This is a genomic window from Streptomyces sp. NPDC017520, assembly GCF_044329855.1.
Classification (GTDB): domain Bacteria; phylum Actinomycetota; class Actinomycetes; order Streptomycetales; family Streptomycetaceae; genus Streptomyces.
Genome location: NZ_JBIRKB010000005.1, coordinates 128,980 through 151,426 on the forward strand (window position 1 = coordinate 128,980; position 22,447 = coordinate 151,426).

21 protein-coding genes are annotated in these 22,447 nt (G+C 72.2%); 11 read left to right on the forward strand and 10 right to left on the reverse strand.

The genetic code is table 11. The features are described 5' to 3' along the window. Window positions 1–29 precede the first annotated feature (29 nt). A complete protein-coding gene (locus tag ACH4KB_RS13880) occupies window positions 30–926 on the reverse strand; it encodes a LysR family transcriptional regulator (protein WP_398066184.1) in 897 nt (298 codons plus the stop codon). Between the two features lie 131 nt (window positions 927–1,057). Between ACH4KB_RS13880 and ACH4KB_RS13885 the strand changes: the two genes are divergently transcribed. From ACH4KB_RS13885 to ACH4KB_RS13895, 3 genes are read left to right on the forward strand one after another with little or no spacing between them, the layout of a single operon-like run. Next, window positions 1,058–1,726, forward strand: coding sequence for a succinate dehydrogenase (locus ACH4KB_RS13885; protein ID WP_398066533.1), 669 nt, complete (start codon window positions 1,058–1,060; stop codon window positions 1,724–1,726). Between the two features lies 1 nt (window position 1,727). Then, a complete protein-coding gene (locus ACH4KB_RS13890; RefSeq protein WP_398066185.1) occupies window positions 1,728–3,677 on the forward strand; it encodes a fumarate reductase/succinate dehydrogenase flavoprotein subunit in 1,950 nt (649 codons plus the stop codon). Next, the gene (locus tag ACH4KB_RS13895) at window positions 3,674–4,420 is read left to right on the forward strand and encodes a succinate dehydrogenase/fumarate reductase iron-sulfur subunit (RefSeq protein WP_398066186.1); all 747 of its coding nucleotides are present in this window, start codon (window positions 3,674–3,676) and stop codon (window positions 4,418–4,420) included. Before ACH4KB_RS13890 ends, ACH4KB_RS13895 begins: the two co-directional genes overlap by 4 nt. A 76-nt stretch (window positions 4,421–4,496) precedes the next feature. Here ACH4KB_RS13895 and uvrA read toward each other — a convergent pair whose 3' ends face one another. Both uvrA and ACH4KB_RS13905 read right to left on the reverse strand, forming a co-directional pair. Further along, window positions 4,497–6,911: an excinuclease ABC subunit UvrA gene (uvrA, locus tag ACH4KB_RS13900; RefSeq protein ID WP_398066187.1), complete on the reverse strand. Its 2,415-nt coding sequence runs from the start codon at window positions 6,909–6,911 to the stop codon at window positions 4,497–4,499. A 56-nt stretch (window positions 6,912–6,967) separates the two neighbouring features. Next, window positions 6,968–7,993: an MsnO8 family LLM class oxidoreductase gene (locus ACH4KB_RS13905; RefSeq protein WP_398066534.1), complete on the reverse strand. Its 1,026-nt coding sequence runs from the start codon at window positions 7,991–7,993 to the stop codon at window positions 6,968–6,970. A gap of 120 nt (window positions 7,994–8,113) precedes the next feature. On the opposite strand from ACH4KB_RS13905, the gene ACH4KB_RS13910 reads away from it, so the two are divergent. Beyond that, window positions 8,114–8,602 carry a hypothetical protein gene (locus tag ACH4KB_RS13910; RefSeq protein WP_398066188.1) on the forward strand — a complete coding sequence of 163 codons (489 nt, stop codon included), beginning with the start codon at window positions 8,114–8,116 and terminating at the stop codon, window positions 8,600–8,602. Here ACH4KB_RS13910 and ACH4KB_RS13915 read toward each other — a convergent pair whose 3' ends face one another. Then, window positions 8,603–8,818, reverse strand: coding sequence for a dodecin (locus ACH4KB_RS13915; RefSeq protein WP_018955713.1), 216 nt, complete (start codon window positions 8,816–8,818; stop codon window positions 8,603–8,605). A 203-nt stretch (window positions 8,819–9,021) separates the two neighbouring features. Here ACH4KB_RS13915 and ACH4KB_RS13920 point away from each other — a divergent pair, with 203 nt between their 5' ends. From ACH4KB_RS13920 to ACH4KB_RS13930, 3 genes are all read left to right on the forward strand, one after another. Beyond that, a complete protein-coding gene (locus ACH4KB_RS13920; protein ID WP_398066189.1) occupies window positions 9,022–10,275 on the forward strand; it encodes an extracellular solute-binding protein in 1,254 nt (417 codons plus the stop codon). Between the two features lie 305 nt (window positions 10,276–10,580). Further along, the gene (locus ACH4KB_RS13925) at window positions 10,581–11,429 is read left to right on the forward strand and encodes a GNAT family N-acetyltransferase (protein ID WP_398066190.1); all 849 of its coding nucleotides are present in this window, start codon (window positions 10,581–10,583) and stop codon (window positions 11,427–11,429) included. Then, complete coding sequence (locus ACH4KB_RS13930; RefSeq protein ID WP_398066191.1) at window positions 11,426–12,307, forward strand: lysophospholipid acyltransferase family protein; 882 nt, start codon at window positions 11,426–11,428, stop codon at window positions 12,305–12,307. The genes ACH4KB_RS13925 and ACH4KB_RS13930 overlap by 4 nt, the downstream gene beginning before the upstream one ends. Here the strand turns inward: ACH4KB_RS13930 and egtD are convergent. The 4 genes from egtD to egtA are packed head-to-tail and all read right to left on the reverse strand — an operon-like array spanning window position 12,250 to window position 16,788. Next, entirely contained in the window at window positions 12,250–13,212 is a 963-nt protein-coding gene (gene egtD, locus ACH4KB_RS13935; protein WP_398066192.1) for an L-histidine N(alpha)-methyltransferase, read from the reverse strand. The two genes, ACH4KB_RS13930 and egtD, sit on opposite strands and share 58 nt — an antisense overlap. Next, the gene (egtC, locus tag ACH4KB_RS13940) at window positions 13,209–13,964 is read right to left on the reverse strand and encodes an ergothioneine biosynthesis protein EgtC (RefSeq protein ID WP_398066193.1); all 756 of its coding nucleotides are present in this window, start codon (window positions 13,962–13,964) and stop codon (window positions 13,209–13,211) included. Before egtC ends, egtD begins: the two co-directional genes overlap by 4 nt. After that, on the reverse strand, window positions 13,964–15,385 hold the full coding sequence (gene egtB, locus ACH4KB_RS13945) for an ergothioneine biosynthesis protein EgtB (protein WP_398066194.1): 1,422 nt from the start codon (window positions 15,383–15,385) through the stop codon (window positions 13,964–13,966). The genes egtC and egtB overlap by 1 nt, the downstream gene beginning before the upstream one ends. After that, window positions 15,382–16,788: an ergothioneine biosynthesis glutamate--cysteine ligase EgtA gene (gene egtA / locus ACH4KB_RS13950; RefSeq protein WP_398066195.1), complete on the reverse strand. Its 1,407-nt coding sequence runs from the start codon at window positions 16,786–16,788 to the stop codon at window positions 15,382–15,384. The genes egtB and egtA overlap by 4 nt, the downstream gene beginning before the upstream one ends. Before the next feature lie 146 nt (window positions 16,789–16,934). Here egtA and ACH4KB_RS13955 point away from each other — a divergent pair, with 146 nt between their 5' ends. Continuing rightward, window positions 16,935–17,756, forward strand: a complete 822-nt coding sequence (locus tag ACH4KB_RS13955; protein ID WP_398066196.1) for a TIGR02452 family protein — start codon at window positions 16,935–16,937, stop codon at window positions 17,754–17,756. Window positions 17,757–17,881: 125 nt separating this feature from the next. Here the strand turns inward: ACH4KB_RS13955 and ACH4KB_RS13960 are convergent, their stop codons facing one another. Then, entirely contained in the window at window positions 17,882–18,349 is a 468-nt protein-coding gene (locus tag ACH4KB_RS13960; protein ID WP_398066197.1) for a type II toxin-antitoxin system PemK/MazF family toxin, read from the reverse strand. A gap of 145 nt (window positions 18,350–18,494) precedes the next feature. On the opposite strand from ACH4KB_RS13960, the gene ACH4KB_RS13965 reads away from it, so the two are divergent. After that, window positions 18,495–19,517 (forward strand): LacI family DNA-binding transcriptional regulator, encoded by a 1,023-nt coding sequence (locus tag ACH4KB_RS13965; protein ID WP_398066198.1) that lies wholly within the window; start codon window positions 18,495–18,497, stop codon window positions 19,515–19,517. A 55-nt stretch (window positions 19,518–19,572) separates the two neighbouring features. Further along, window positions 19,573–19,845, forward strand: coding sequence for a hypothetical protein (locus ACH4KB_RS13970; RefSeq protein WP_398066199.1), 273 nt, complete (start codon window positions 19,573–19,575; stop codon window positions 19,843–19,845). Window positions 19,846–19,994: 149 nt separating this feature from the next. Here ACH4KB_RS13970 and trxA read toward each other — a convergent pair whose 3' ends face one another. After that, window positions 19,995–20,393, reverse strand: a complete 399-nt coding sequence (gene trxA / locus ACH4KB_RS13975) for a thioredoxin (protein WP_398066200.1) — start codon at window positions 20,391–20,393, stop codon at window positions 19,995–19,997. Between the two features lie 126 nt (window positions 20,394–20,519). On the opposite strand from trxA, the gene ACH4KB_RS13980 reads away from it, so the two are divergent. Then, entirely contained in the window at window positions 20,520–21,968 is a 1,449-nt protein-coding gene (locus ACH4KB_RS13980) for a dihydrolipoyl dehydrogenase family protein (RefSeq protein WP_398066201.1), read from the forward strand. Window positions 21,969–22,447: the final 479 nt, after the last annotated feature.

The following is a 22,447-nucleotide window of genomic DNA, read 5'->3' on the forward strand; positions in this document are numbered from 1 at the left end:
GGGCGGAGGACCCTTCGCACCCCGGCCGGTCAGCCCGAGGCCGGCCGGTGCTCCAGCAGCATCCGCTGGAGCTCGCGGGCGGCCCGGGGCGGAGCGACGTCGCTGCGGTGCGCCAGCGCGATCGTGCGCCGCAGCCCGGCGCCGGCCAGCGGGGTCCTCCGCAGGTCGCTGCCCGCCCGGGCGGCGGCCATGCTCGGCACCACGGCGATTCCGAGCCCCGCCCGTACGAAACCGAGCACCGCGTCCATCTCGCCGCCCTCGACGGTGAACGTGGGCTCGAAGCCCTCCGCGCGGCACGCGGCCACGGTCAGCTCCCGCAGGTTGTACCCGTGCCGGAACATCACCAGCGGCGCCCCCTCCAGATCCGCGATCCGGATCGACTCGCCCGGTCCCGGGGGCGGCTCCGCCGCCGAGGACACCACCACCAGGTCCTCGTGCAGCAGTTCCACCGTGGTCAGCGCGGGAGAGGCGGCCGGCATGGGCAGCACCACCAGCGCCAGGTCGAGTGCGCCCCGCGCCAGCTGACGCACCAGGTCGTGCGAGCCGCCCTCCTCCAGCAGCAGCCGCACCCCCGGATGACGGTCGTGGAAGGCGCGCAGCACGTCCGGCAGCAGCCCGGTGCACAGACTCGGCGTCGCCCCCAGCCGCACCCGGCCGCTGCGCAGCGAGACCAGCTCCTGGACCTCCTGCCGCGCCGTCTCCGCATCGGCGAGGATCCGCCGGGCGAGCGGCAACAGCGCCTCGCCCGCGTCGGTGAGGGCGATGTTTCCCCGGGCCCGGCTGAACAGATCAGCGCCCAACTCCGTCTCCAGCGCCCGGATCTGCTGGGAGAGCGAGGGCTGCGACACATGCACCGCCTCGGCGGCCCGGGTGAAGTGCCGGGCCTCGGCGACGGCCACGAAGTAGGTGAGCTGTTGGAAGTGCACCCTTCGACTCTAAGGGCTGTCGATAGGGAACGCCTATGGAGATGAGCCAGGCCATGTCTTGGACTGATCGGGCCCTTCCCCCTACCGTCGTGTCCATGGCATTGGCAACGCGGACGGACCGACGGCCGTCGATGACGCGTACGCTCTGGGACTCGACCGTCGGCAAGAAGACGATCATGGCCGTGACCGGTCTGGTCATGCTCGGATATCTCGTCGCCCACATGGTGGGCAACCTGAAGATCTTCTTCGGACCCGGCGAGTTCGACGGGTACGCCCACTGGCTGCGCACCATGGGCGAACCGGTACTGCACTACGAGTGGGCCCTGTGGATCGTCCGGGTGGGGCTGGTCGCGGCCGTCGTGCTGCACGGCGTCTCCGCGTACCAGCTGAGCCGGCGCGACATCAGGGCGCGCCCGGCCAAGTACGTCCACAAGAGGCCCCGGGCGAGCTACGCCACCCGGACCATGCGCTGGGGCGGGATCATCCTCGCGCTCTTCATCGTCTGGCACATCCTCGACCTGACGACCGGCACCGTGCACACCAGTTTCGAGGCCGGGCACCCCTACCAGAACGTCATCGACACCTTCTCGACCTGGTACGGCAACGTCATCTACATCGTCGCCGTGCTCGCCATGGGCCTGCACGTCCAGCACGGCTTCTGGAGTGCCGCGCAGACCCTGGGCGTCGGCAACGCGACCCGCGACCGCATTTTGAAGACCCTCGCCAACCTCCTCGCGGCGGTGCTGACGGTGGGCTTCATCTCCGTACCCGTCGCCGTCATGACCGGAGTGGTGAGCTGACATGCCCGACTACACGCAGTACGCCACGGGCGAGCCCGTGGTCGACACGAAGGCCCCCGAGGGCCCCGTCGCCGAACGCTGGGACACCCGCCGCTTCCAGGCGAGACTCGTGAACCCCGCCAACCGGCGCAAACACACCGTCATCGTCGTCGGCACCGGTCTGGCCGGCGGAGCGGCCGGCGCCACACTCGCCGAACAGGGCTACCACGTCGTCCAGTTCTGCTTCCAGGACTCACCCAGGCGCGCCCACTCGGTGGCCGCCCAGGGCGGCATCAACGCAGCGAAGAACTACCGCAACGACGGCGACTCCATCCACCGGCTGTTCTACGACACCGTCAAGGGCGGCGACTTCCGCGCCCGGGAGTCCAACGTCCACCGGCTGGCGCAGATCTCGGTGGAGATCATCGACCAGTGCGTCGCCCAGGGCGTCCCCTTCGCCCGTGAGTACGGCGGCCTCCTCGACAACCGTTCCTTCGGCGGCGTCCAGGTCTCCCGCACGTTCTACGCGCGCGGCCAGACCGGACAGCAACTCCTCCTCGGTGCGTACCAGGCGCTGTCCCGGCAGATCGCGGCGGGCGGCGTCGAGCTCCACGCCCGCACCGAGATGCTCGACCTGATCGTGGTCGACGGCAAGGCACGCGGCATCGTCGCCCGCGACCTGGTCACCGGGAAGATCGACACCTACTTCGCCGACGCGGTCGTCCTGGCCACCGGCGGCTACGGCAACGTCTTCTACCTGTCGACCAACGCCATGAACTCCAACGCCACCGCCGTCTGGCGGGCGCACCGGCGCGGCGCGTACTTCGCCAACCCCTGCTTCACCCAGATCCACCCCACCTGCATCCCGCGCACCGGCGACCACCAGTCCAAGCTCACCCTGATGAGCGAGTCGCTGCGCAACGACGGCCGCATCTGGGTCCCCAAGGCCAAGGGCGACGACCGACCGGCCAACCAGATCCCCGAGGACGAACGCGACTACTACCTGGAGCGGATCTACCCCGCCTTCGGGAACCTGGTGCCCCGCGACATCGCCTCCCGCGCCGCCAAGAACGTCTGCGACGAGGGGCGTGGCGTCGGCCCCGGCGGACAAGGGGTCTACCTGGACTTCGCCGAGGCCATCGGCCGGATGGGCCGCAAGGCCGTAGAAGCCAAGTACGGCAACCTCTTCGACATGTACCAGCGGATCACCGACGAGGACCCCTACACGGTCCCCATGCGGATCTACCCCGCCGTGCACTACACGATGGGCGGCCTCTGGGTCGACTACGACCTCCAGACCACCATCCCCGGCCTCTTCGCCATCGGAGAGGCGAACTTCTCCGACCACGGGGCCAACCGCCTCGGCGCCTCAGCCCTGATGCAGGGTCTCGCCGACGGCTACTTCGTCCTGCCCTCCACGATCAACGACTACCTCGCCCGCCATCCGCACACCGAAACCGTGGACGAGGCGCACCCCGCCGTCGCGGAGGCCGTGGCGGAGACCGAGGACCGGATCAACCTGCTGCTCTCCGTCGACGGCGACCGCACCCCCGACTCCTTCCACCGCGAGATCGGTGAACTCATGTGGGAGTACTGCGGGATGGCCCGCACCGAGGACGGTCTGCGCAAGGCGCTCGCGAAGATCCCGGAGATCCGCGAGGAGTTCTGGCGCCGCATCAAGGTCCCCGGCACCGGCGAACAGTTCAACCAGTCGCTGGAGAAGGCGAACCGCATCGTCGACTACCTGGAGCTCGCCGAGCTCATGTGCCTCGACGCCCTGCACCGCGCCGAGTCCTGCGGCGGCCACTTCCGCGCGGAGTCCCAGACCCCGGACGGCGAGGCCGAGCGGCGCGACGAGGACTTCTCCTACGCCGCCGCCTGGGAGTTCACCACCACCGGCGGCGCCCCTGTCCTGCACAAGGAAGACCTCGTCTTCGAGTACGTCCACCCCACCCAGCGGAGCTACGCATGAAGCTCACCCTGCGCGTCTGGCGCCAGCGGAACGCCGAAGAGCCCGGCGCCATGGCCACCTACGAAGTCGACGGCATCTCCGCCGACATGTCGTTCCTGGAGATGCTCGACACCCTCAACGAGGAACTCACCCTCGCCGGGGACGAGCCCGTCGCCTTTGACCACGACTGCCGTGAGGGCATCTGCGGCGCGTGCAGCCTCGTCATCAACGGCGATGCCCACGGCCCGGAGCGCACCACCACCTGCCAGCTCCACATGCGGTCCTTCGCCAACGGCGACACGATCGACATCGAGCCCTGGCGCGCCTCCGCCTTCCCGGTCATCAAGGACCTGGTCGTGGACCGCTCCTCGTTCGACCGGATCATCCAGTCCGGCGGCTACATCTCCGCCCCCACCGGCACCGCCCCGGACGCCCACGCCACCCCGGTGCCCAAGCCGGACGCCGAGCTGGCCTTCGAGAACGCCGAGTGCATCGGCTGCGGCGCCTGCGTCGCGGCCTGCCCCAACGGCTCGGCCATGCTCTTCACCGCCGCCAAGGTCAACCATCTCAACGTCCTGCCGCAGGGCGCACCCGAGCGCGAGACCCGCGTCCTGGACATGGTGGCCCAGATGGACGACGAGGGCTTTGGCGGGTGCACCCTGACCGGCGAGTGCGCCACGGCCTGCCCCAAGGGCATCCCGCTGCCATCGATCGCCGCGATGAACAAGGAGTGGCTGCGGGCGACCCGCAAGGTCCGCCGCTGACACGGGTGTTGACCCCGGCTGTTGATCCCGTACGGTTCCGGAGCCGTACGGGATCGACGCGCCGCCCGCCGTCGGCTCAGCGCCGCAGCGCCTTCGCCAGATACGGCGCCGTACGGCTCCCGGCTTCGCCCGCCACCTCCGCCGGGGTACCGGACGCGACGATCCGGCCGCCCCGGTCACCCCCCTCGGGCCCCAGGTCGATGACATGGTCCGAGCCCGCCACCACGGCCATGTCGTGCTCCACGACCACCACCGTGCTCCCGGCGTCGACCAGGGAGTGCAACTGCCGCATCAGCACCTCCACATCGGCCGGATGGAGTCCCGTCGTCGGCTCGTCGAGCAGATACAGCGTGTGCCCGCGCCGGGTGCGCTGGAGCTCCGCCGCCAGCTTGATGCGCTGCGCCTCGCCGCCGGACAGTTCCGTGGCGGGCTGACCGAGCCGCAGATAGCCCAGGCCCACGTCCAGCAGGGTGGTCAGCGCGCGCTCGGCGGCAGGCGTCCCGGCGAAGAAGGACGCCGCCGACTCCACCGTCAGCTCCAGGACCTGAGCGACCGTCAGCCCGTTCAGGGTGACGTCCAGGGTCTCCGGGTTGTACCGCGCTCCGTGGCAGCCCGGACAGGGCGCGTAGGTGCTCGGCAGGAACAGCAGCTCCACCGAGACGAACCCCTCGCCCTGGCAGGTCTCACACCGCCCGCCACTCACGTTGAACGAGAACCGCCCCGCCGTGTACCCCCGCTCCCGCGCCGCGTCCGTCCCCGCGAAGAGCTTCCGCACGGCGTCGAACAGGCCGGTGTACGTGGCCAGATTGGACCGGGGCGTACGGCCGATGGGCTTCTGGTCGACCTGGACGAGCCGGTCCACCGCCTCCAGACCGGTGGCCGCCGCGCAGAACCGCGCACCCGGCCCGGGCTCCTCGCCGGCCTGCCGGTCCGCCAGTACCCCGGCGAGCACCTGGCCGACCAGGGTCGACTTGCCCGAGCCGGACACCCCGGTCACCGCTGTGAACACCCCGAGCGGGAACGCCGCGTCCACGCCCCGCACATTGTGCCGCTCCACGCCGCTGAGCCGGATCCACCCGGTCGGCGCCCGCGGCTCCCGGACCGGCGCGGGCCCCTCCTCGAACAGGAACCGCCGCGTCGCCGACTCCGGCACCCCGGCCAGCCCCGCGGGCGGCCCGCTGTGCAGCACCCGCCCGCCGTGCTCGCCGGCCAGCGGACCCACGTCCACCAGCCAGTCCGCCCGCCGCACCACGTCCATCTGATGCTCCACCACGAAGACCGAGTTCCCGGCCTCCTTCAGCCGGCCCAGCACCCCGAGCAGCGCCTCGGTGTCCGCCGGGTGCAGCCCGGCCGACGGCTCGTCGAGGACGTAGACGACGCCGAAGAGACCCGACCGCAACTGCGTTGCCAGCCGAAGCCGTTGCAGCTCCCCCGAGGACAGCGTCGGGGCCGTACGGTCCAGGCTCAGATAGCCGAGCCCCAGCTCAGTCACCGTCCCGATCCGCGTCAGCAGGTCACCTGTCAGCACCCGGGCAGTCTCCTCGCCGCCCGCCCCCGCACCGGCCAGCACCTCGGCCAGCGCGGACAGCGGCAGCCCGGCCAGCTCCGCGACGGTCCGCCCCGCGAAGGTCACCGCCATCGCCTCCGGCCGCAGCCGGCTCCCGCCGCACACCGAGCACGGGGCGCTGGTCAGGAACCGCTCCGCCTTCGCCCGCAGGGCCCGGCTCTTGGTATCGGCGAAGGTGTGCAGCACATAGCGCCGCGCGCTCATGTACGTGCCCTGGTAAGGGCGTTGGATCCGGCCCGCGTCCCGCACCGGATGCACCGTCACCACCGGCTGCTCGTCGGTGAACAGGATCCACTCCCGGTCCTTCGCGGGCAGCTCGCGCCACGGCCGGTCGACGTCGTGACCCAGCGCGTCCAGCACATCGCGGAGGTTCTTGCCCTGCCACGCCCCGGGCCACGCCGCGATCGCCCCCTCCCGGATCGACAGCGAGGGGTCCGGGACGAGCAGCTCCTCGTCCGTCCGGTGGACGCGCCCCAGCCCGTGGCACTCCGGGCACGCCCCGACGGCGGTGTTGGGGGAGAAGGAGTCGGAGTCCAGCCGCTCTGCCCCCGGCGGATAGTCGCCGGCACGGGAGAAGAGCATGCGCAGCGAGTTGGAGAGCGTCGTGACCGTCCCGACGGAGGACCGGGCCCCCGGGGCGGAGCGCCGCTGCTCCAGCGAGACGGCGGGCGGCAGCCCGGTGATCTCCCCGACGGCGGGCGCGCCCACCTGATGGATCAGCCGCCGGGCGTAGGGGGCCACGGACTCGAAGTAGCGGCGCTGGGCCTCCGCGTAGATGGTCCCGAAGGCGAGCGAGGACTTGCCGGACCCCGACACACCCGTGAACACGGTCAAGGTGTCGCGTGGGATGTCGACCCGGACGTTCTTGAGGTTGTGCTCGCGGGCGCCGCGCACGCGGACGTACGGATCGTGGGGGGAGTGCATGGGGCTCGGCTCCGTACGGATGGGTTCTGACGCCTGACAGGACAAACAGTCCGATTCTAGGCGTCGGTGCCGGTGACGGGCTCCCGGGATCGACGTGCGATCCGGGCGAGCCGCCGCAGCGAGTCCACCAGACCCTCCCGGTCGTACGTACTGGTCGTGACGAGCACCTCGTCCGCCCCGGTCTCCTCGATCGCCCGCTCCAGCTGCCCGGCCACCTGGTCCTCGGTGCCGTGGACATGGCCGTCGAGCCCTCGCTCGTACAGAGTCCGCTCCTTGGCCGTCATGGCGAGGGCCTCGACACGCTCGGCCGGGGCCAGCGGCGGAAAGTCTCCGCGCGTACGGGAGTACGCCATGGCCCACGCCTCCGGTACGAGCAGCCGGCGGGCCGCTTCCTCGGTGCCGGCGACGGCCACCGTGCCCGCGACGATCACCTCGGGCCGCTCGGCGCGGGCGGAGGGCCGGAAGTCGCGGCGGTAGACCTCGATGGCCCGCAGCACCTTGTCCCGGCCGCGCAGATCACCGATGACGAGGGGGAGCCCGGCGGCCGCAGCGACCGACGCGCCTTCCCCGATCGCCAGGACGTACGCGGGGATGCGCAGGCCCTCCGTCGGACGGGCGTGCACCCCGGGGTGGGCCTGCTGGGTGCCGTCGATCCAGCCGAGCAGTTCGGCGAGCCGGCCGGGGAAGTCCTCGGCGGCCTCCTTGCCGTGACCGAGCGCCCGGCGGACACCGTCGGTGAACCCCACGGAGCGGCCCAGCCCCATGTCGATCCGGCCGGGGAAGAGGGAGGCGAGCACCCCGAACTGCTCGGCGACGACCAGCGGCCGGTGGTTGGGCAGCATCACCCCGCCGGTACCGATCCGGATGGTGGAGGTCGCGGCGGCGACGGCGGCGGCCAGCACCGTCGGCGCGGACCCCGCGACCCCCGGCACGCCGTGGTGTTCGGAGACCCAGAAGCGGTGGAAGCCGAGCGCCTCCGCCTCCCGGGCCAGGTCGACGGTGTCGCGCAGCGCCCGGGAGGCGTCGTGCCCCTCGCGGGTGCGGGAACGGTCCAGGACGGAGAAGCGGGTCGAGGCGATCACAGAGCTCACGCTCCCTTCAACACCACCGCTCTCCCAGGATTCCCGTGAAGGCCGCGGCTCTCCCGGGGTTTCCGCGCGACGGGCCGACGCGGGGGCCGACGGGCTTCCTAAGCTGGGGGAGTGGACAACGACGCACGGCCGCTGGCCGTATTCGACCTGGACGGCACGCTCGCGGACACCGCCCACCGGCAGCACTTCCTGGAGGGCCCGAAGCGCGACTGGGCCGGCTTCTTCGCCGCGGCCGCGGAGGACCCGCCGCTCGCGGAGGGCGTACGGATGGTGCTCGCGAGCGCCGAGGAGTGCGCCATCGTCTATCTGACCGGACGCCCCGAGCGGTGCCGTCGCGACACCGTGCGCTGGCTGAGCCGTCAGGGGCTGCCCGCGGGCACGCTGTTCATGCGCCGCAACGACGACCGGCGCCCCGCACGCCGGACGAAGCTGGACATCCTCCGGCAGCTGGGGCGGAAGGGGCAGGTGCGCATGCTCGTGGACGACGACGAGCTGGTCTGCGACGCGGCCCAGGTGGCCGGATTTACCGTGGTGCGGGCCCGCTGGGCCGACCCGTCGGCGGTGCTGAAGGATGCCCAGGAGCGCGAGGGACGTACCTGATCAGGCGCTTTCGTCGAGCCGGAAGCCTACTTTGAGGCCGACCTGATAGTGAGCGATTCGGCCATCTTCGATATGGCCTCGAACTTGATTAATCTCGAACCAATCGAGATTGTGCAACGTTTCCGCCGCTCTTGCGACGCCGTTCCGGATCGCCTCGTCGATGCCCTCCTCGGAGGTTCCTACGATCTCGGTGACCCGATAGGTGTGATTCGCCATTGTTTGTCTCCTCTCCTGTGACCACGTTGCCCCAATCCGAGCTGTCCCGCGAGGGGGAGGACAGGGCGAAACGGGACAGGTGTCCGCCTTGACCTACTGATTGGTCCATACCAAAATTCAGCCAACCACCCGTGCGAGCGCCGCCCGCAATCCCCCCACACCGGGTCCCGATTTCGTTGTGCCGTTTCGCAGAAGGTGACCACGTGAAGAACCGCATACTGGCCGGAGCCATCGCGCTTGTCTCGTCCGTCGCACTCGGTGGATGCGGCTTCATACCCGGCTCGGGCAGCGGTGACCGCACGGTGACGGTCTGGCTGATGAAGGACAGCGTCTCGCCCGGCTTCCTGGACAAGTTCACCCGCTCGTACGAGGAGGAGAACCCCTCGATCGAGCTGGACTTCAAGATCCAGGAGTGGAGCGGCATCGGTCCCAAGGTTCTCTCCGCGCTGGAGGGCGACGCCCCGGACGTGATCGAGGTCGGGAACACGCAGGTCGCGCAGTACGCGGAGAGCGGCGGCCTGCGCGATCTGACCCTCGAATCGATGCGCGACCTGGGCAGCGAGGACTGGCTGCCCGGCCTGGCCCAGCCCGGCAGCATCAACGGCGTGCAGTACGGCATCCCCTGGTACGCGGCCAACCGGGTGGTCATCTACAACAAGGAGATCTTCGAGGAGGCAGGCATCGACTCCGTCCCGAAGACGCGCGACGAGTGGATCGCCGCCACCGACAAGCTCAACAGGGCGGGCAACCAGGGCATCTACCTGGCCGGTCAGAACTGGTACGTGCTCGCCGGTTTCATCTGGGACGAGGGCGGGGAACTCGCCGACGAGAACGGCGGCGACTGGCAGGGCGCCCTGGACACCCCGGAAGCCCGGGCGGGCATGGAGTTCTACCAGGAACTGCAGGCGCTCGGCGACGGACCCACGGACGCCGACGAGGAGAAGCCCCCGCAGACCGACGTCTTCGCCAAGAGCGACGTCGCGCAGATCATCTCGACTCCGGGCAGTGCCGCGCTCATCGAGCAGAAGAATCCCGAACTCAAGGGAAAGCTCGGCTACTTCCCCATTCCCGGCAAGTCCTCGAAAGCCCCCGGCTCGGTATTCACCGGCGGTTCCGACCTCATCGTCCCGAAGAAGGCCGACGAACGCACCGCCGGCATCGCCGTGGTCAAGGCGCTGGCGAGCGAGAAGTGGCAGACGGAGCTCGCCCGGGGCATGAGCTACGTCCCCAACAAGCCCAGCCTCGCCCATGTCATCGAGGGCGACGAGGGCACGGCGGCGATGGCCGAAGGCGCCACCCGAGGCCGCGCCACCCCCAACTCGCCCCAGTGGGCCAGGGTCGAGGCGGAGAACCCGATCAAGCCCTACATGACGGCCGTGCTCGAGGGCGGCGACCCGGCCCGCGAGGCCAGGACCGCCTCCGAGCGCATCACCGCCCTGCTGGCCGGCAGCGGCTGATCCCACCCGGACGAAGTCCACGGGACAAGTCCATGGGACGAGGAGTCCTCGCGCGGCACGGAGTCCTCGCGGCAAGGAGTCCTCGTGACACGGTGCCCCCGGGAAATCGTGCCCCGGGAAATCGTGCCGCCGGGAAATCGGGTCCCTGGGGAATCGGGTCCCTGGGGATTCAGCCGTCGCACATCCACGCTCTCCACAGCGGTCACGTCGAATCCAGCCGGTGACGGAAGAAGTAAGGGGCCGGGCCGTCGCACTCCCGCGACAGCCCGGCAGCGCCCCTCACTCTTCCGTCACCGGAGACCGCCATGACCGTGCTGCCCGTCGCCCCGCTCCCCGCCTCATCCCCGGCCCCCGCCTCGTCCCCGCTCCCCGCCTCATCCCCGGCCCCCGCCCCGGCCCCCGGCCCCGCCGGCGCCCCGGAACCGGCCTACCGGGTCTCCTTCGCCGGCTGCCAGGAAGACATACGAGCCGCCCAGCGCCTGCGCCACCTCGTGTTCGCCGGGGAACTCGGAGCCCGGCTGGAAGGGCCCGAACCGGGCCTGGACAGCGACGCCTTCGACGCGTACTGCGACCACCTCCTGGTCCGCGAGACCGCCACCGGGGAGGTCGTCGCCACCTACCGGCTGCTGCCGCCGGACCGGGCCCGGATCGCCGGACGCCTCTACGCGGAAGGCGAGTTCGACCTCACCCGGCTCGCCCCGATCCGCGACGACCTCGTCGAGGTCGGCCGCTCCTGTGTCCACCCCGCACACCGCGACGGCGCGGTCATCGCCCTCGTCTGGGCCGGACTCGCCCGCTACATGGAGCGCACCGGCCACACCTGGATCGCGGGCTGCTGCTCCCTGCCGCTGACCGACGGCGGCGCGAGCGCCGCCCGGAGCTGGAACACCGTACGCGCCAGCCACCTCGCGCCGGAGAAGTACTGGGTCACCCCGCACCGCCTCTGGGACTCCTCCGCGCACGGCACGGAAGCCGGCTCCCGGGCAGATCTCCCACCCCTGCTGCGCGGCTACCTCCGGCTCGGCGCCCAGATCTGCGGAGCCCCGGCGTACGACCCCGACTTCAACGTCGCCGACCTGTACGTCCTGCTCTCGCTGCGCCGCACCGACCCGCGCTACCTGCGCCACTTCCTCTCGCTGGCCCCGTTGCGATGAGCCCCTGGCTGCCCGTCGCCCCCTGCACCCCGGACGGCTGCGCCCGGCACACCGGAGCCGTACGCGCTCCACTGCCCGCCGCCCTCCTGCTGCTGGCCGGCTGCGGACTGGTCCTGCTGGGCGTGGCCTGCGTCCCGCTGGTACGGCTGCTCGGGCCCGCCCCGCGGCGCCGCCTGACACGGCGCTGGGCGCGCGCCGTCCCCCGGGCCTTCGGCGTACGCGTCACCGTCCGGCGGCACGCTCCGGAAACCGCCACGGGCGGCGAACTCGTCGTCGCCAACCACATCTCCTGGCTCGACATCCCGCTGATCGCCTCCGTACTGCCCGGCCGGATGGTCGCCAAGAGCGAGATCCGGCGCTGGCCCCTGCTCGGCCCCCTCGCCGCGCTCGGCGGCACCCTGTTCATCGAACGCGACCGGCTGCGCGTCCTGCCCGACGCCGTACGGGCCGTCGCCGCGGCCCTGCGTTCCGGCTCCCGGGTCGTGGTCTTCCCCGAGGGCAGCACCTGGTGCGGACGGGACGGCGGAGCTTTCCGGCCCGCCGTCTTCCAGGCGGCGATCGACGCCGGTGCGACGGTCCGGCCGGTCCGCATCGCCTACCGCACCGCGGAGCACCGCTCCGGACCGGCCGCGGGCGCCGTCGCGTTCGTCGGGTCCGACCCGCTCGCCGCCTCCCTGTGGCGGGTGGTGCGGGCGGCCGGGCTCACCGCCCGGATCGACGTCCTCGCGCCGGTCCCCGTGGACGGCGAGGACGGCCGCCGCGCCCTGGCACGCAGAGCACGAGCGGCCGTCCTCGAACGCGAGGGCCCCCTCCGGTCCCGTCAGACCGCCGTGGCCAGCGACAGGGCGAACCGCCCCGCCGAGTCCGTCCACCACTGAGTCAGCCGCATGCCGGCGGCGGCCAGCTCCGCACGGACGTCCTCCTGCCGGAATTTCGCCGACACCTCCGTACGCAGTTCCTCACCGGCCTCGAACGGCACCACGAGGTCCAGCTCCCGGATCTTGACGCTCAGCGCCCGGCGGGCCCGCAGCCGCATCTCGATCCAGCGGTCCCGCGGATTCCACACCGCGAGGTGATCGAAGTCGTCGAGCGGGAAGTCGGCCCCCAGTTCACGGTTGACGACGTTGAGGACGTTCTTGTTGAAGGCCGCCGTCACCCCGGCCGCGTCGTCGTACGCGGCCACCAGCGTCTCCTCGTCCTTCACCAGGTCCGTGCCGAGGAGCAGCGCGTCACCGGGCGAGAGCAGCGAGCGTACCGACCGGAGGAACGCCGCCCGCTCCTCCGGCAACAGATTGCCGATCGTGCCCCCCAGGAACACCACCAGCCGGGGCCCCGGTGTCCCCGGCAGGGCCAGGCCCCCGGTGAAGTCCGCGATCAGCGCGTGGACGGACAGCCCCGGGCGCTCGGCGAGCAGCGACTCGGCCGCCCCCGTCAGCGCGCTCTCGCTCACGTCCACGGGAACGTAACTGTGCAACTCGGGGAGTGCGTCCAGCAGGTGACGGGTCTTCTCGGACGACCCCGAGCCCAGCTCGATCACCGTCCGGGCGCCCGACGCCGCGGCGATCTCCTCGGCGCGCGCCGAGAGGATCTCCCGCTCCGCGCGGGTCGGGTAGTACTCGGGCAGCCGGGTGATCTCCTCGAACAGCTCGCTGCCGTGGGCGTCGTAGAACCACTTCGGCGGCAGGGTCTTGGGATGCCGGGTCAGGCCGCTGAGGACGTCGGCGCGCAGCGCCGCGTCCGTCGCGTCCACCGGCAGGGTGCGGGTCAGCAGGAAGGGACTCACGCGGTGGGCTCCTTGAGCGGGGTGAGCAGGACGTCCGTGGAGGTCGCGACCAGCAGCGTGCGGTCGGGAACCTCGCGCCAGAGAGGGTCGTCGTCGTACGGCTCCGAGGCGACCGCGGTGCGGTGGCCCGGTGCCGTGAGGTACCAGAGGGTGTCGCCCCAGGCGGTCGCCGTGATCGTCTCCCCGTCGGTGAGGAGCAGATTCAGCCGGGAGCCGGGCGCGGCGGCCGCGACCTCCCGCACGGTCTCCGCGACGGCGCGCGGCACATCGTCCCCGGCGTCGGTCCGGTGGCGGATCAGCGCCCAGATCAGCGCCGAGTCGTTACGGGCGGCCAGCGACAGGAGCCGCTCGGCGGGCAGGGCGGCGGCCGCGTCGGCGAGTGAGCCGGGCCACCCCCGCACCATCCCGTTGTGGCTGAACAACTGCCGCCCGGCGGTGTACGGCGCGGCCGCGGCCTCCCCGTCCGCACCCGCCTCGGTGGCATCCCGTACGGCGGCGAGCAGCGCGGTGCTGCGGACCACCCGGGCCAGATCGGTGAAGGTCTCGTCGCCCCATATCGGTCCCTGACGGCGATAGCGTCCGGGTACCGGGTCGCCTTCCGCGTACCAACCGACCCCAAAACCATCCGCGTTCACCGTTCCGTAACGCTGGCGGCGCGGCGCCCAGGACTGCCGCCACAAGGCATGCGGAGGTCGCAGCAGGATGTCGCCGAGCGCCACCGGCTCGCCCACATAGGCGATGTGACGGCACATCAGGCGTCCTTGGCGGTGCGGAATCCGGAGAAGATCTGCCGCCGCACCGGAAGGTCCCAGTTGCGGAAGGTGCCCCGGCAGGCGACCTCGCCCACGGCGAACGAGCCGCCGCGCAGCACTTTGTGTGCCGGCCCGAAGAAGACCTCCGAGTACTCGCGGTAGGGAAACGCCACGAACCCCGGATAGGGCAGGAAGTCGCTGGAGGTCCACTCCCACACGTCGCCGATCAACTGCCCGGCCCCGGCGGGCGAACGTCCCGCCGGATACGCGCCGGACCGTGCCGGACGGAGGTGGCGCTGTCCCAGATTGGCCCGCTCCGGCGTCGGGTCCTCGTCGCCCCACGGGTAGCGCCGGGAGCGGCCGGAGGCGGGATCGTGGCGGGCGGCCTTCTCCCACTCGCTCTCCGTGGGCAGCCGCCGCCCCGCCCAGCGGGCGTACGCGTCCGCCTCGTACCAGCTGACGTGCAGCACGGGCTCGTCCTCCGGCACCGGCTCGGTCACCCCGAACCGGCGGCGCAGCCACTGTCCCGCCTCCCGCCGCCAGAACAGCGGTGCGGCCAGGTCGTGTTCACGGACCATCGCCCAGCCCTCGGGCGCCCACCAACGCTCGTTCCGGTACCCGCCGTCCTCGATGAAGCGGAGGTAGGCGCCACAGGTGACCGGCGAGGCGTCCAGACGGAACGCCGGCACGTCGCGCCGGTGCGCGGGCCGCTCGTTGTCCAGGGCCCACGGCTCGGCGGAGGTTCCCATCGTGAACGGGCCCCCGGGAATCAGGACGTCGTCCCCGAGCGCCTCGGCACCGACGGGCGGCGGCGGCGCGGGCGCGGTGAGCGCCGCGGGACCCGCGCGCAGCTGATGGGTGATCAACATCGTCTCGTCGTGCTGCTGTTCGTGCTGGGCGATCATGCCGAAGGCGAAGGCGGCCCGCTCCAATGGGCGTCCGCCCTCGTGCAGCTGTGTGCCCTCCAGCAGGTCCAGCGCCCGCCCCCGTACGTCGGAGGCGTACGTCCTGGCCTCGGCCGGTGCCAGCAGCGGCAGCGAGGGGCGCGAGGCACGTGTGTGCTCGAAGGCGTTGTACAGCCCGTCGATCTCCGGGCGCAACGCCTCCCGGCCGCCGACCGCGCGCAGCAGCCACTGCTCTTCCTGGTTGCCGATGTGCGCCAGGTCCCAGACCAGCGGCGACATCAACGGGGAGTGCTGAGCGGTCAGTTCGCCGTCGTCCACGCTGTCGGTGAGCAGCGCGGTGCGCTCGCGCGCGGACAGCAGCGCGTCGAGGGCGCGCCGTCGCAGCGCCTCCGGATCGATGCCGGGTGCGACGGCGAAACCCGTCGACGCGGTGGCGCCGGCCGGATCGAAGGCGTCGGAGTGCTCGCGGTGCCGGGTGTCTTCACGCTGCCGGGTGTCTTCACGGTGCTCGGTCATGCGGAGGCCGCCTTTCCGGGACGTGGCGGGGTGCGATCGCTCAGCGGGCTGGGACCGCTCAGCGGGCTCGGACCGGTCAGCAGGCTCTGATCGGTCAGCGGGCTCCGATCGGCCGACAGGCTCCCCGCGGTCAGGGCGCCTGGCTCGGGCAGGTCGTCGGCCGGACATCGACCCCGGGCGACATAGCGGTCGGTGAAGGCGGCCACGGTGTCGCGCACCGCCCCGCTCGCTCCCATCCGCTCCAGCGCCGGGAGCGCCGCCCCGAAACAGGCGGTGGCCGCGGCCCGCAGCTCCGGGTCGGCGAGTCCCTCGCGGGCGGCAGCCGTCCAGAGCGGGTTGCGGGGCGCGGCCGCTGCGCCCGACGTCTCGGCCAGCGGCTTCACGGTGCGGTACACGGTCTCGGCGGCCTCCGGGTCGTCGAACAGGGCCGTGGCGACGGCGAGCGGCACCAGCCACCCGTCGGGTCCGCTCTGCGCGTCGATCATGCGCAGTTCGAGGTGACCGCGCGGCCGGACGGGAGGGAACAGCGTGGTGAGGTGGTAGTCGAGATCGGCCCGCGTCGGCGGCCGGGGCGACCCGGTGCGGATCCACTCACGGAAGGTCAGCCCTTCCGGCACGTCCCAGGGGCCCTCCTTGCCCCGGATGCACAGCACGGTCGTGTCCAGCACGTGCGCGGCCCACGCCTCGCGCGGGGCACGCCCAAAGCCCGGCGCCAGGGTGCGGCCCGGGTCCAGATCGGCCCAGAGCGACTGCCGGGTGGAGCGCCAGCCGGTCCGGCGGCCCTGCTGGAACGGCGAATTCGCGAACGCGGCCACCAGCACCGCGCCCAGCAGGTGCGCGAGCTGCCAGCGCCGCCCGTATCCGAGCGGCCCCGGCTCCTCCTCGCCCGCGTCCAGGCAGACCTGGACCGACGCGGAGGTGCACATCATCGCCCGCCCCGCCGGCCCCGTACGGTCCAGCGCGGCCTCCATCGCCTCGTAGCGGGGCTCCCGCAGCCTGCGGCGCGGCGCCTGCCAGGGGTCGACGCCGAGCCCGACCGGTGCGAGCCCCGCCGCGCCGAGCGTGGCGCGGACCGCCGCCAGATCGGCCGCGGTGGTGTCGACGCACTCCATGAGGGAGCCGGCGGGCTGCGAGCTGAGCTCCAGCTGCCCGCCCGGCTCGAACGTCAGCGCCGCGCTCAGCGGCAGTGCCCGGACCGCCTCGGCAGCGCTGTCCAGCCGTTCCTGACCGACCGGAAGGTCAGGGCGTTCCCGGTCGTGGATGAGCCATTCGAGTTCCACTCCGACGGTTCGAGGCGGGCCCGTCTTGAAACATATGCCGCGCAGTAAATCCTCTGCCCCGCTCTCGTCGAGGGGGGCGGCGTCCGGGCGCGAGCCGGTTACGCCGGGAATGTCCAAGCCCATGGGGGCCTCCTTCTCAGCCGCGTGCCTACCAGCCAAACCTGTACCCGGAGATCGCACAAGGGTGCCCCCGAGTCAGAAGAATCCGGTTGCGCCGAGGCCGGGTTCCCCGTCAGCATGCCCCGTATGCACCAGACGGGGGAGCGCCGGTGAGCGCGCGGCTGCGCGGCATCGCGCGCGGGACGGAAGCGGTCGTCGAGGCCGGTACATATCGCAACGCCGCAGGTCAGGACGTGTCCATCACACGGGCCGTGGCCGCCGCGCTGTCCGGTACCACGCTCTACGGGCCGGACCCGGTGCCCGTCGCGGCCCTGGAATCCGACCGCACCCCGCACTTCGAGGTCACCGGCGAGAGCAGCCTCGCCGCTGCCCGCAGGATGACCGCCGAGGCACCCGGCCGGGTCGCCGTCCTCAGCTACGCCTCGGCCCGCAACCCCGGCGGCGGCTACCTCAACGGCGCGCAGGCCCAGGAGGAGGCCCTGTGCCGCGGCTCGGCCCTCCACGCGACCCTCCTGCGCGCCCCCGAGTACTACGCGCACCACCGCGCCGAACGCAGCGCCTTCTACACCGACCGGGTGATCCACTCGCCCGGGGTGCCGGTCTTCCGCGACGACCGCGGCGCCTTCCTGGACGCCCCTTACACCGTCGGATTCCTCACCTCGCCCGCGCCCAACGCCGGGGTGATCCAGCGGCAGACCCCCGACGAGGCCCACCGCGTCCCGGCGGCCCTGGCCTCCCGCGCCGAACGGGTGCTGGAGGTCGCGGCCGTACGCGGCTACCGCAGGCTGGTCCTGGGGGCCTGGGGCTGCGGGGTCTTCCAGAACGATCCGGCACAGGTGGCGGAGGCGTTCCGGGCGCTGCTCGGCGAGGGCGGCCGGTTCGGCGGCCACTTCGAGCAGATCGTCTTCGGGATCCTGGACCGGGACCCCGAATCCGCCGTCCGGGCGGCCTTCGCCCGGACCTTCACCTGACCCGGGGACCGGCGTCCGGAGCGTGCCCGGCGGGCCTCACCACGGCCGCCTCCCACCGCGTTGCCGCCGCCCGCCTCCCACCGCGTCGCCGCCGCCCGCCGCACCGCCTCCCACCGCGTCGCCGCTCAGCTCCAGCCGTACCGCTCGCGCAGCCGCCCGGCGACCCGGTCGAACCGCTCCCGGTCCAGGGCGCACGCCTCCCGGCGCATCCCGTCCTCGTGGACCCGCAGCACTCGATCGAGGCCCGCCCAGGAAGGCCGCCCCGAGCTGTCCCAGGGGCCCGCGCCCAGCGCCACCCACTCGTGTTCCCGGTCGTGCTGCTTGCTGGAGAGCTGGACGGCGAGCAGCGTGCCCGCCTCCTCGCGGGCCACGACGAGCACCGGCCGGTCCTTCCCCCGCCCGTCGTTCTCCTGGAAAGGCACCCAGGTCCAGACGATCTCACCTGGGTCGGGATCGCCGTCGCGATCGGGGGCGTAGGAGGTGCGCACGGGGCCCACGTCATCGGCGTCGGCCTGCGTCGTGGCGGTCGGCCCGCTGCTGCCGGGCACGTCAAAGGGGTTGTCGGATCGGTACGCGCTGTCGTGGAACGTCATCGCAACACCGTAGAACCCTCACCGCCCGGTCCCGGGAGCGGGGCGTCGGGCCGGGGCCGCGGGGCGGCGTTCCGGCCACCGTGACCGAAGGTGCGGGCCCCGGACCGAAACCCGCTCCCGCGGGTCTGGAAGACTGCCCGACGCCATGAGCCAGTTACCCAAGCAGCCCGCCGAAGTCTCCGTTCCGACCAGCGCCGATGTCGCGCGCCTCGCCGGAGTGTCCCGGGCCACCGTGTCCTACGTACTGAACAACAACGCCACCGTCCGGATCAGCGAACCCACCCGACGCCGGGTCAGGGAGGCAGCTCTCCAGCTCGGTTACGTTCCGCACGCGGCTGCCCGCAGTCTGCGCGCCGGACACAGCCGTATGGTCCTGCTGCCCTCCGGTCACATACCGGCGGGACCACTGCACCAGTACTTCTTCGAGGAACTCCAGTCCGGGCTGCGCCGCCTGGACTACACCGTCGTCCAGTACGGCAGCGTCGGTCTCACCGCCGACGAGGCGGCCACGGCCTGGGCCGAACTGCGGCCCGTCGCCGTCGTCGTACCGCCGGGCATCGCCCTCACCCCCCACGGCACGGGCATCCTGACCCGCTCCGGCGCCAAGGCGGTGATCACCCTGGGCCCCGGCCCGGTGGCCGGAGCGCACGGCCTGGTCATGGACCAACGCCAGGTCGGCGCCAGCGCGGTGGAACACCTGCTGGCCCGCGGCCGTCGCCACATCGGCGTGGTCATGCCCCAGGAACCGGGCCGGGCGCCCTTCTCCGAACCCCGCCTCATCGGGGCACGTCGCGTCGCCGAACCGGCGGGGGCCCGTGTGTGCCCCCTCCCGCTGCGGTACGAGGAGGAGTCCGCTCACCAGCTGGCCGCCCGCTGGCCGGAACTGGGACTGGACGCGGTGTTCGCGTACAACGACGAGTACGCCATGCTGCTGATGCGGGCCCTCCAGGACGCCGGAGTGACCGTGCCCGCCGACACGGCGGTGATCGGCGCCGACGACTCCCTCATCGGCCGGCTGCTGCGTCCCCGGCTGAGCACGGTCCGGATGGAGCTCGCCATGCCGCAGCCGCTGGCCGAGACGATCGACCGCATGGTCCAGCACCCGGGCGGACCGCCGGTCCATCAGGACCTGCTCCGCACCAGCGCCGTGCACCGGGAGTCGAGCTGACCGCCTCCGGCGCGACGACATGCGCCACGCACGGCGGGTGTCTAGCGTCGGAGGCATGAGCCACCCGCAGAGTTACGAACTCCTCCTGACCCCCCACCACAGCAGGACGCGGACCGGGGCCCCCGGCCGGCCGATCCGGTCCGCGGTCGTCGCCGCCACCGGCGAGACGGGGGCCTCGGGCTACCCCCGGTACGCGGGCGAGGGCATGGAAGCGGACATCGACCCGGAGACCCGGGCGGTGGAGGCCGTGCTCGTCGACGGCGAGGAACTGGACTACGGCATGTCGGTCCGCGTCGCCGGGGCCGAGGGGGAGCGCCCCGCGTCCTGAGCGGGAGAGGGCGAGACAGCGAGAAGAGAAGAAGGGCTCGGGACACCCTGCTCGACGCCCTGGGCACGACCGAGGGCCCCGACCGCGTACACCGTCTCCACGGTGTCGGTCAGGGCCCCAGGGCCGTGCCGGGCGCAGGACAGGCCGGACTACGGGGCCTCCGGCTGCCCCTGGCCCGCCTCGGCCGCCCGCTTCTGCTCCTCGACGGACTTGCGGACCTCGTCCATGTCCAGCTTCCGGGCCTGCCCGATGACGTCCTCCAGAGCCGCCTCGGGCAGCGCACCGGGCTGCGAGAAGACCGCGACATTGTCGCGGACGATCATCAGCGTCGGAATCGAACGGATCTCGAAGGCCGCCGCCAGCTCCTGCTGGGCCTCGGTGTCCACCTTGGCGAAGACGAGGTCGGGGTGGCGCTCGGAAGCCGAGTCGTAGACCGGCGCGAACTGCCGGCAGGGGCCGCACCAGGAAGCCCAGAAATCGATCAGAACGAAATCGTTGTCGCTGACGACCTGATCGAAGTTTTCGTTGGTGAGCTCGACGGTGCTCATACGGGGGATACCTCTTCCTCTGCCGGTGGGGTCCTCACGGGTCCTGTCCGGCACAACGGTGACGGCACTTGCGCTATTCCGCCTGCCCATGTGGCCGGGGCGCACACCCGCGAGGACACTGTTTCCATGACTGACGCAGGGAAGAACAACTCCGAGCGCTCCGAGTACGACGTAGTGGTCATCGGCGCCGGCCCGGTGGGGGAGAACGTGGCGGACCGGGCCCGCGCCGCCGGGCTCTCCGCAGCGGTGGTGGAGTCCGAGCTGGTCGGCGGCGAGTGCTCCTACTGGGCGTGCATGCCGAGCAAGGCGCTCCTGCGCCCCGTCGTCGCCCGTGCCGACGCCCGCCGGGTGCCGGGACTGAGCGCCGCGGTGCGGGGCCCCCTGGACGTGGAGGCCGTACTCGCCCACCGGGACGCGGAAGCGAGCCATTGGCAGGACGACGGCCAGGTCGCCTGGCTGGAGAGCGTCGGAGCGGACGTGTACCGGGGTACGGGGCGGCTCACCGGCCCCCGTGCGGTCACCGTCACCGCCCCAGACGGCACGGAGCAGCGGCTCACCGCCCGGCACGCCGTCGCCGTCTGCACCGGCTCCCGTGCCGTGGTCCCCTCCCTCCCCGGCATCGAGGAGGCCCGTCCCTGGACCAGCCGCGAAGCCACCAGCGCCAAGGAGGCTCCCGGCCGGCTCGTGATCGTCGGCGGGGGAGTCGTGGGCGTGGAGATGGCGACCGTCTGGCAGGCGCTGGGCTCCGACGTGACGCTGCTGATCCGGGGCGGCGGTCTGCTCCCGAAGATGGAGCCCTTCGCGGGCGAGCTGATCGCCGACGCGCTGGCGGAGGCCGGCGCCCGGATCCGTACGGGCGTCTCGGTCACCGCCGTCCACCGCCCCGCACCGGGCGGCCCGGTCACCGTCGACCTGGACGACGGCGACCGTATCGAGGCCGACGAGATCCTCTTCGCCACCGGCAGGGCCCCGCGCACGGACGACCTGGGCCTGGAGACGATCGGCCTCGAACCCGGCTCCTGGCTCACCGTGGACGACAGCTGCCGCGTCGACGGAACGGACTGGCTGTACGCGGCCGGGGACGTCAACCACCGCGCCCTCCTGACCCACCAGGGCAAATACCAGGCCCGCATCGCGGGCGCGGCGATCGCCGCCCGCGCCGGGAACGGTGCCCTGGAGACCGCCCCCTGGGGCGCCCACTCGGCCACCGCCGACCACACTGCCGTCCCCCAGGTCGTCTTCACCGACCCGGAGGCCGCGTCCGTCGGCCTCACCCTCGCCGAGGCCGAACGCGCGGGCCACCGCGTACGCGCCGTCGACTACGACCTCGCCTCGGTCGCCGGCTCCGGCCTCTACGCCGACGGCTACCGGGGCCGCGCCCGGATGATCGTGGACCTGGACCGCGAGATCCTGCTCGGCGTCACCTTCGTCGGCCCCGGCATCGGCGAACTCCTGCACTCGGCGACGATCGCGGTCGCGGGGGAGGTCCCCATCGCCCGCCTGTGGCACGCGGTCCCGGCGTATCCGACGATCAGCGAGGTGTGGCTGCGACTGCTGGAGACATTTCGAGGTTGAGGAACCGCCGTCAACAGGGGCGACGCTCAGGCCGCCCGGACGCCCGAGTCGTAGTAGATCTCGTCGTGGGCGGCGATCCTGTGCACCCCGGCCCTGATCGCCTCCGTCCACGGCATGGACTTCGACCACATGCCGTGGTTTCACCGGACCTGGGCACACCTCTCCAGCTCGCGCCGACTCGCTTCGTTTGCACGGTGGTCGGCCGGGCACGCAGAGTCTGCTCCCGGGGCGGGAGTGGCTGGCGCCAGAGCTGTGCCCGCCGTACTTCTCACGTCGATCATCGCGGTCGCGGCAGGGTCACCGCTGCGCAGCGCGTGTTCGGCGTAGTTCAGGCGGGCGCCGGGTCGTGGTCGGCGCCTTGTCGGTGTCCGCCGTCCGTCCTGCGGGGATGGTCGATGGACGGATGTCCGGCCGACGCGATGGGCGCGCGGCCCGAATCGCCGTGTGTGCCGAAGCTGTTGGGCCAAGCCGACGAGCGA

Bases quoted from the DNA above. Each gene is read 5' to 3' on its own strand.
- ACH4KB_RS13885 (WP_398066533.1), top strand. From the start codon at position 1,058: ATGACGCGTACGCTCTGGGACTCGACCGTCGGCAAGAAGACGATCATG.
- ACH4KB_RS13890 (WP_398066185.1), top strand. From the start codon at position 1,728: ATGCCCGACTACACGCAGTACGCCACGGGCGAGCCCGTGGTCGACACG.
- ACH4KB_RS13895 (WP_398066186.1), top strand. From the start codon at position 3,674: ATGAAGCTCACCCTGCGCGTCTGGCGCCAGCGGAACGCCGAAGAGCCC.
- uvrA (WP_398066187.1), bottom strand. From the start codon at position 6,911: ATGCACTCCCCCCACGATCCGTACGTCCGCGTGCGCGGCGCCCGCGAG.
- ACH4KB_RS13915 (WP_018955713.1), bottom strand. From the start codon at position 8,818: ATGGCGAATCACACCTATCGGGTCACCGAGATCGTAGGAACCTCCGAG.
- ACH4KB_RS13925 (WP_398066190.1), top strand. From the start codon at position 10,581: ATGACCGTGCTGCCCGTCGCCCCGCTCCCCGCCTCATCCCCGGCCCCC.
- ACH4KB_RS13930 (WP_398066191.1), top strand. From the start codon at position 11,426: ATGAGCCCCTGGCTGCCCGTCGCCCCCTGCACCCCGGACGGCTGCGCC.
- egtC (WP_398066193.1), bottom strand. From the start codon at position 13,964: ATGTGCCGTCACATCGCCTATGTGGGCGAGCCGGTGGCGCTCGGCGAC.
- egtB (WP_398066194.1), bottom strand. From the start codon at position 15,385: ATGACCGAGCACCGTGAAGACACCCGGCAGCGTGAAGACACCCGGCAC.
- egtA (WP_398066195.1), bottom strand. From the start codon at position 16,788: ATGGGCTTGGACATTCCCGGCGTAACCGGCTCGCGCCCGGACGCCGCC.
- ACH4KB_RS13960 (WP_398066197.1), bottom strand. From the start codon at position 18,349: ATGACGTTCCACGACAGCGCGTACCGATCCGACAACCCCTTTGACGTG.
- ACH4KB_RS13965 (WP_398066198.1), top strand. From the start codon at position 18,495: ATGAGCCAGTTACCCAAGCAGCCCGCCGAAGTCTCCGTTCCGACCAGC.
- ACH4KB_RS13970 (WP_398066199.1), top strand. From the start codon at position 19,573: ATGAGCCACCCGCAGAGTTACGAACTCCTCCTGACCCCCCACCACAGC.
- trxA (WP_398066200.1), bottom strand. From the start codon at position 20,393: ATGAGCACCGTCGAGCTCACCAACGAAAACTTCGATCAGGTCGTCAGC.
- ACH4KB_RS13980 (WP_398066201.1), top strand. From the start codon at position 20,520: ATGACTGACGCAGGGAAGAACAACTCCGAGCGCTCCGAGTACGACGTA.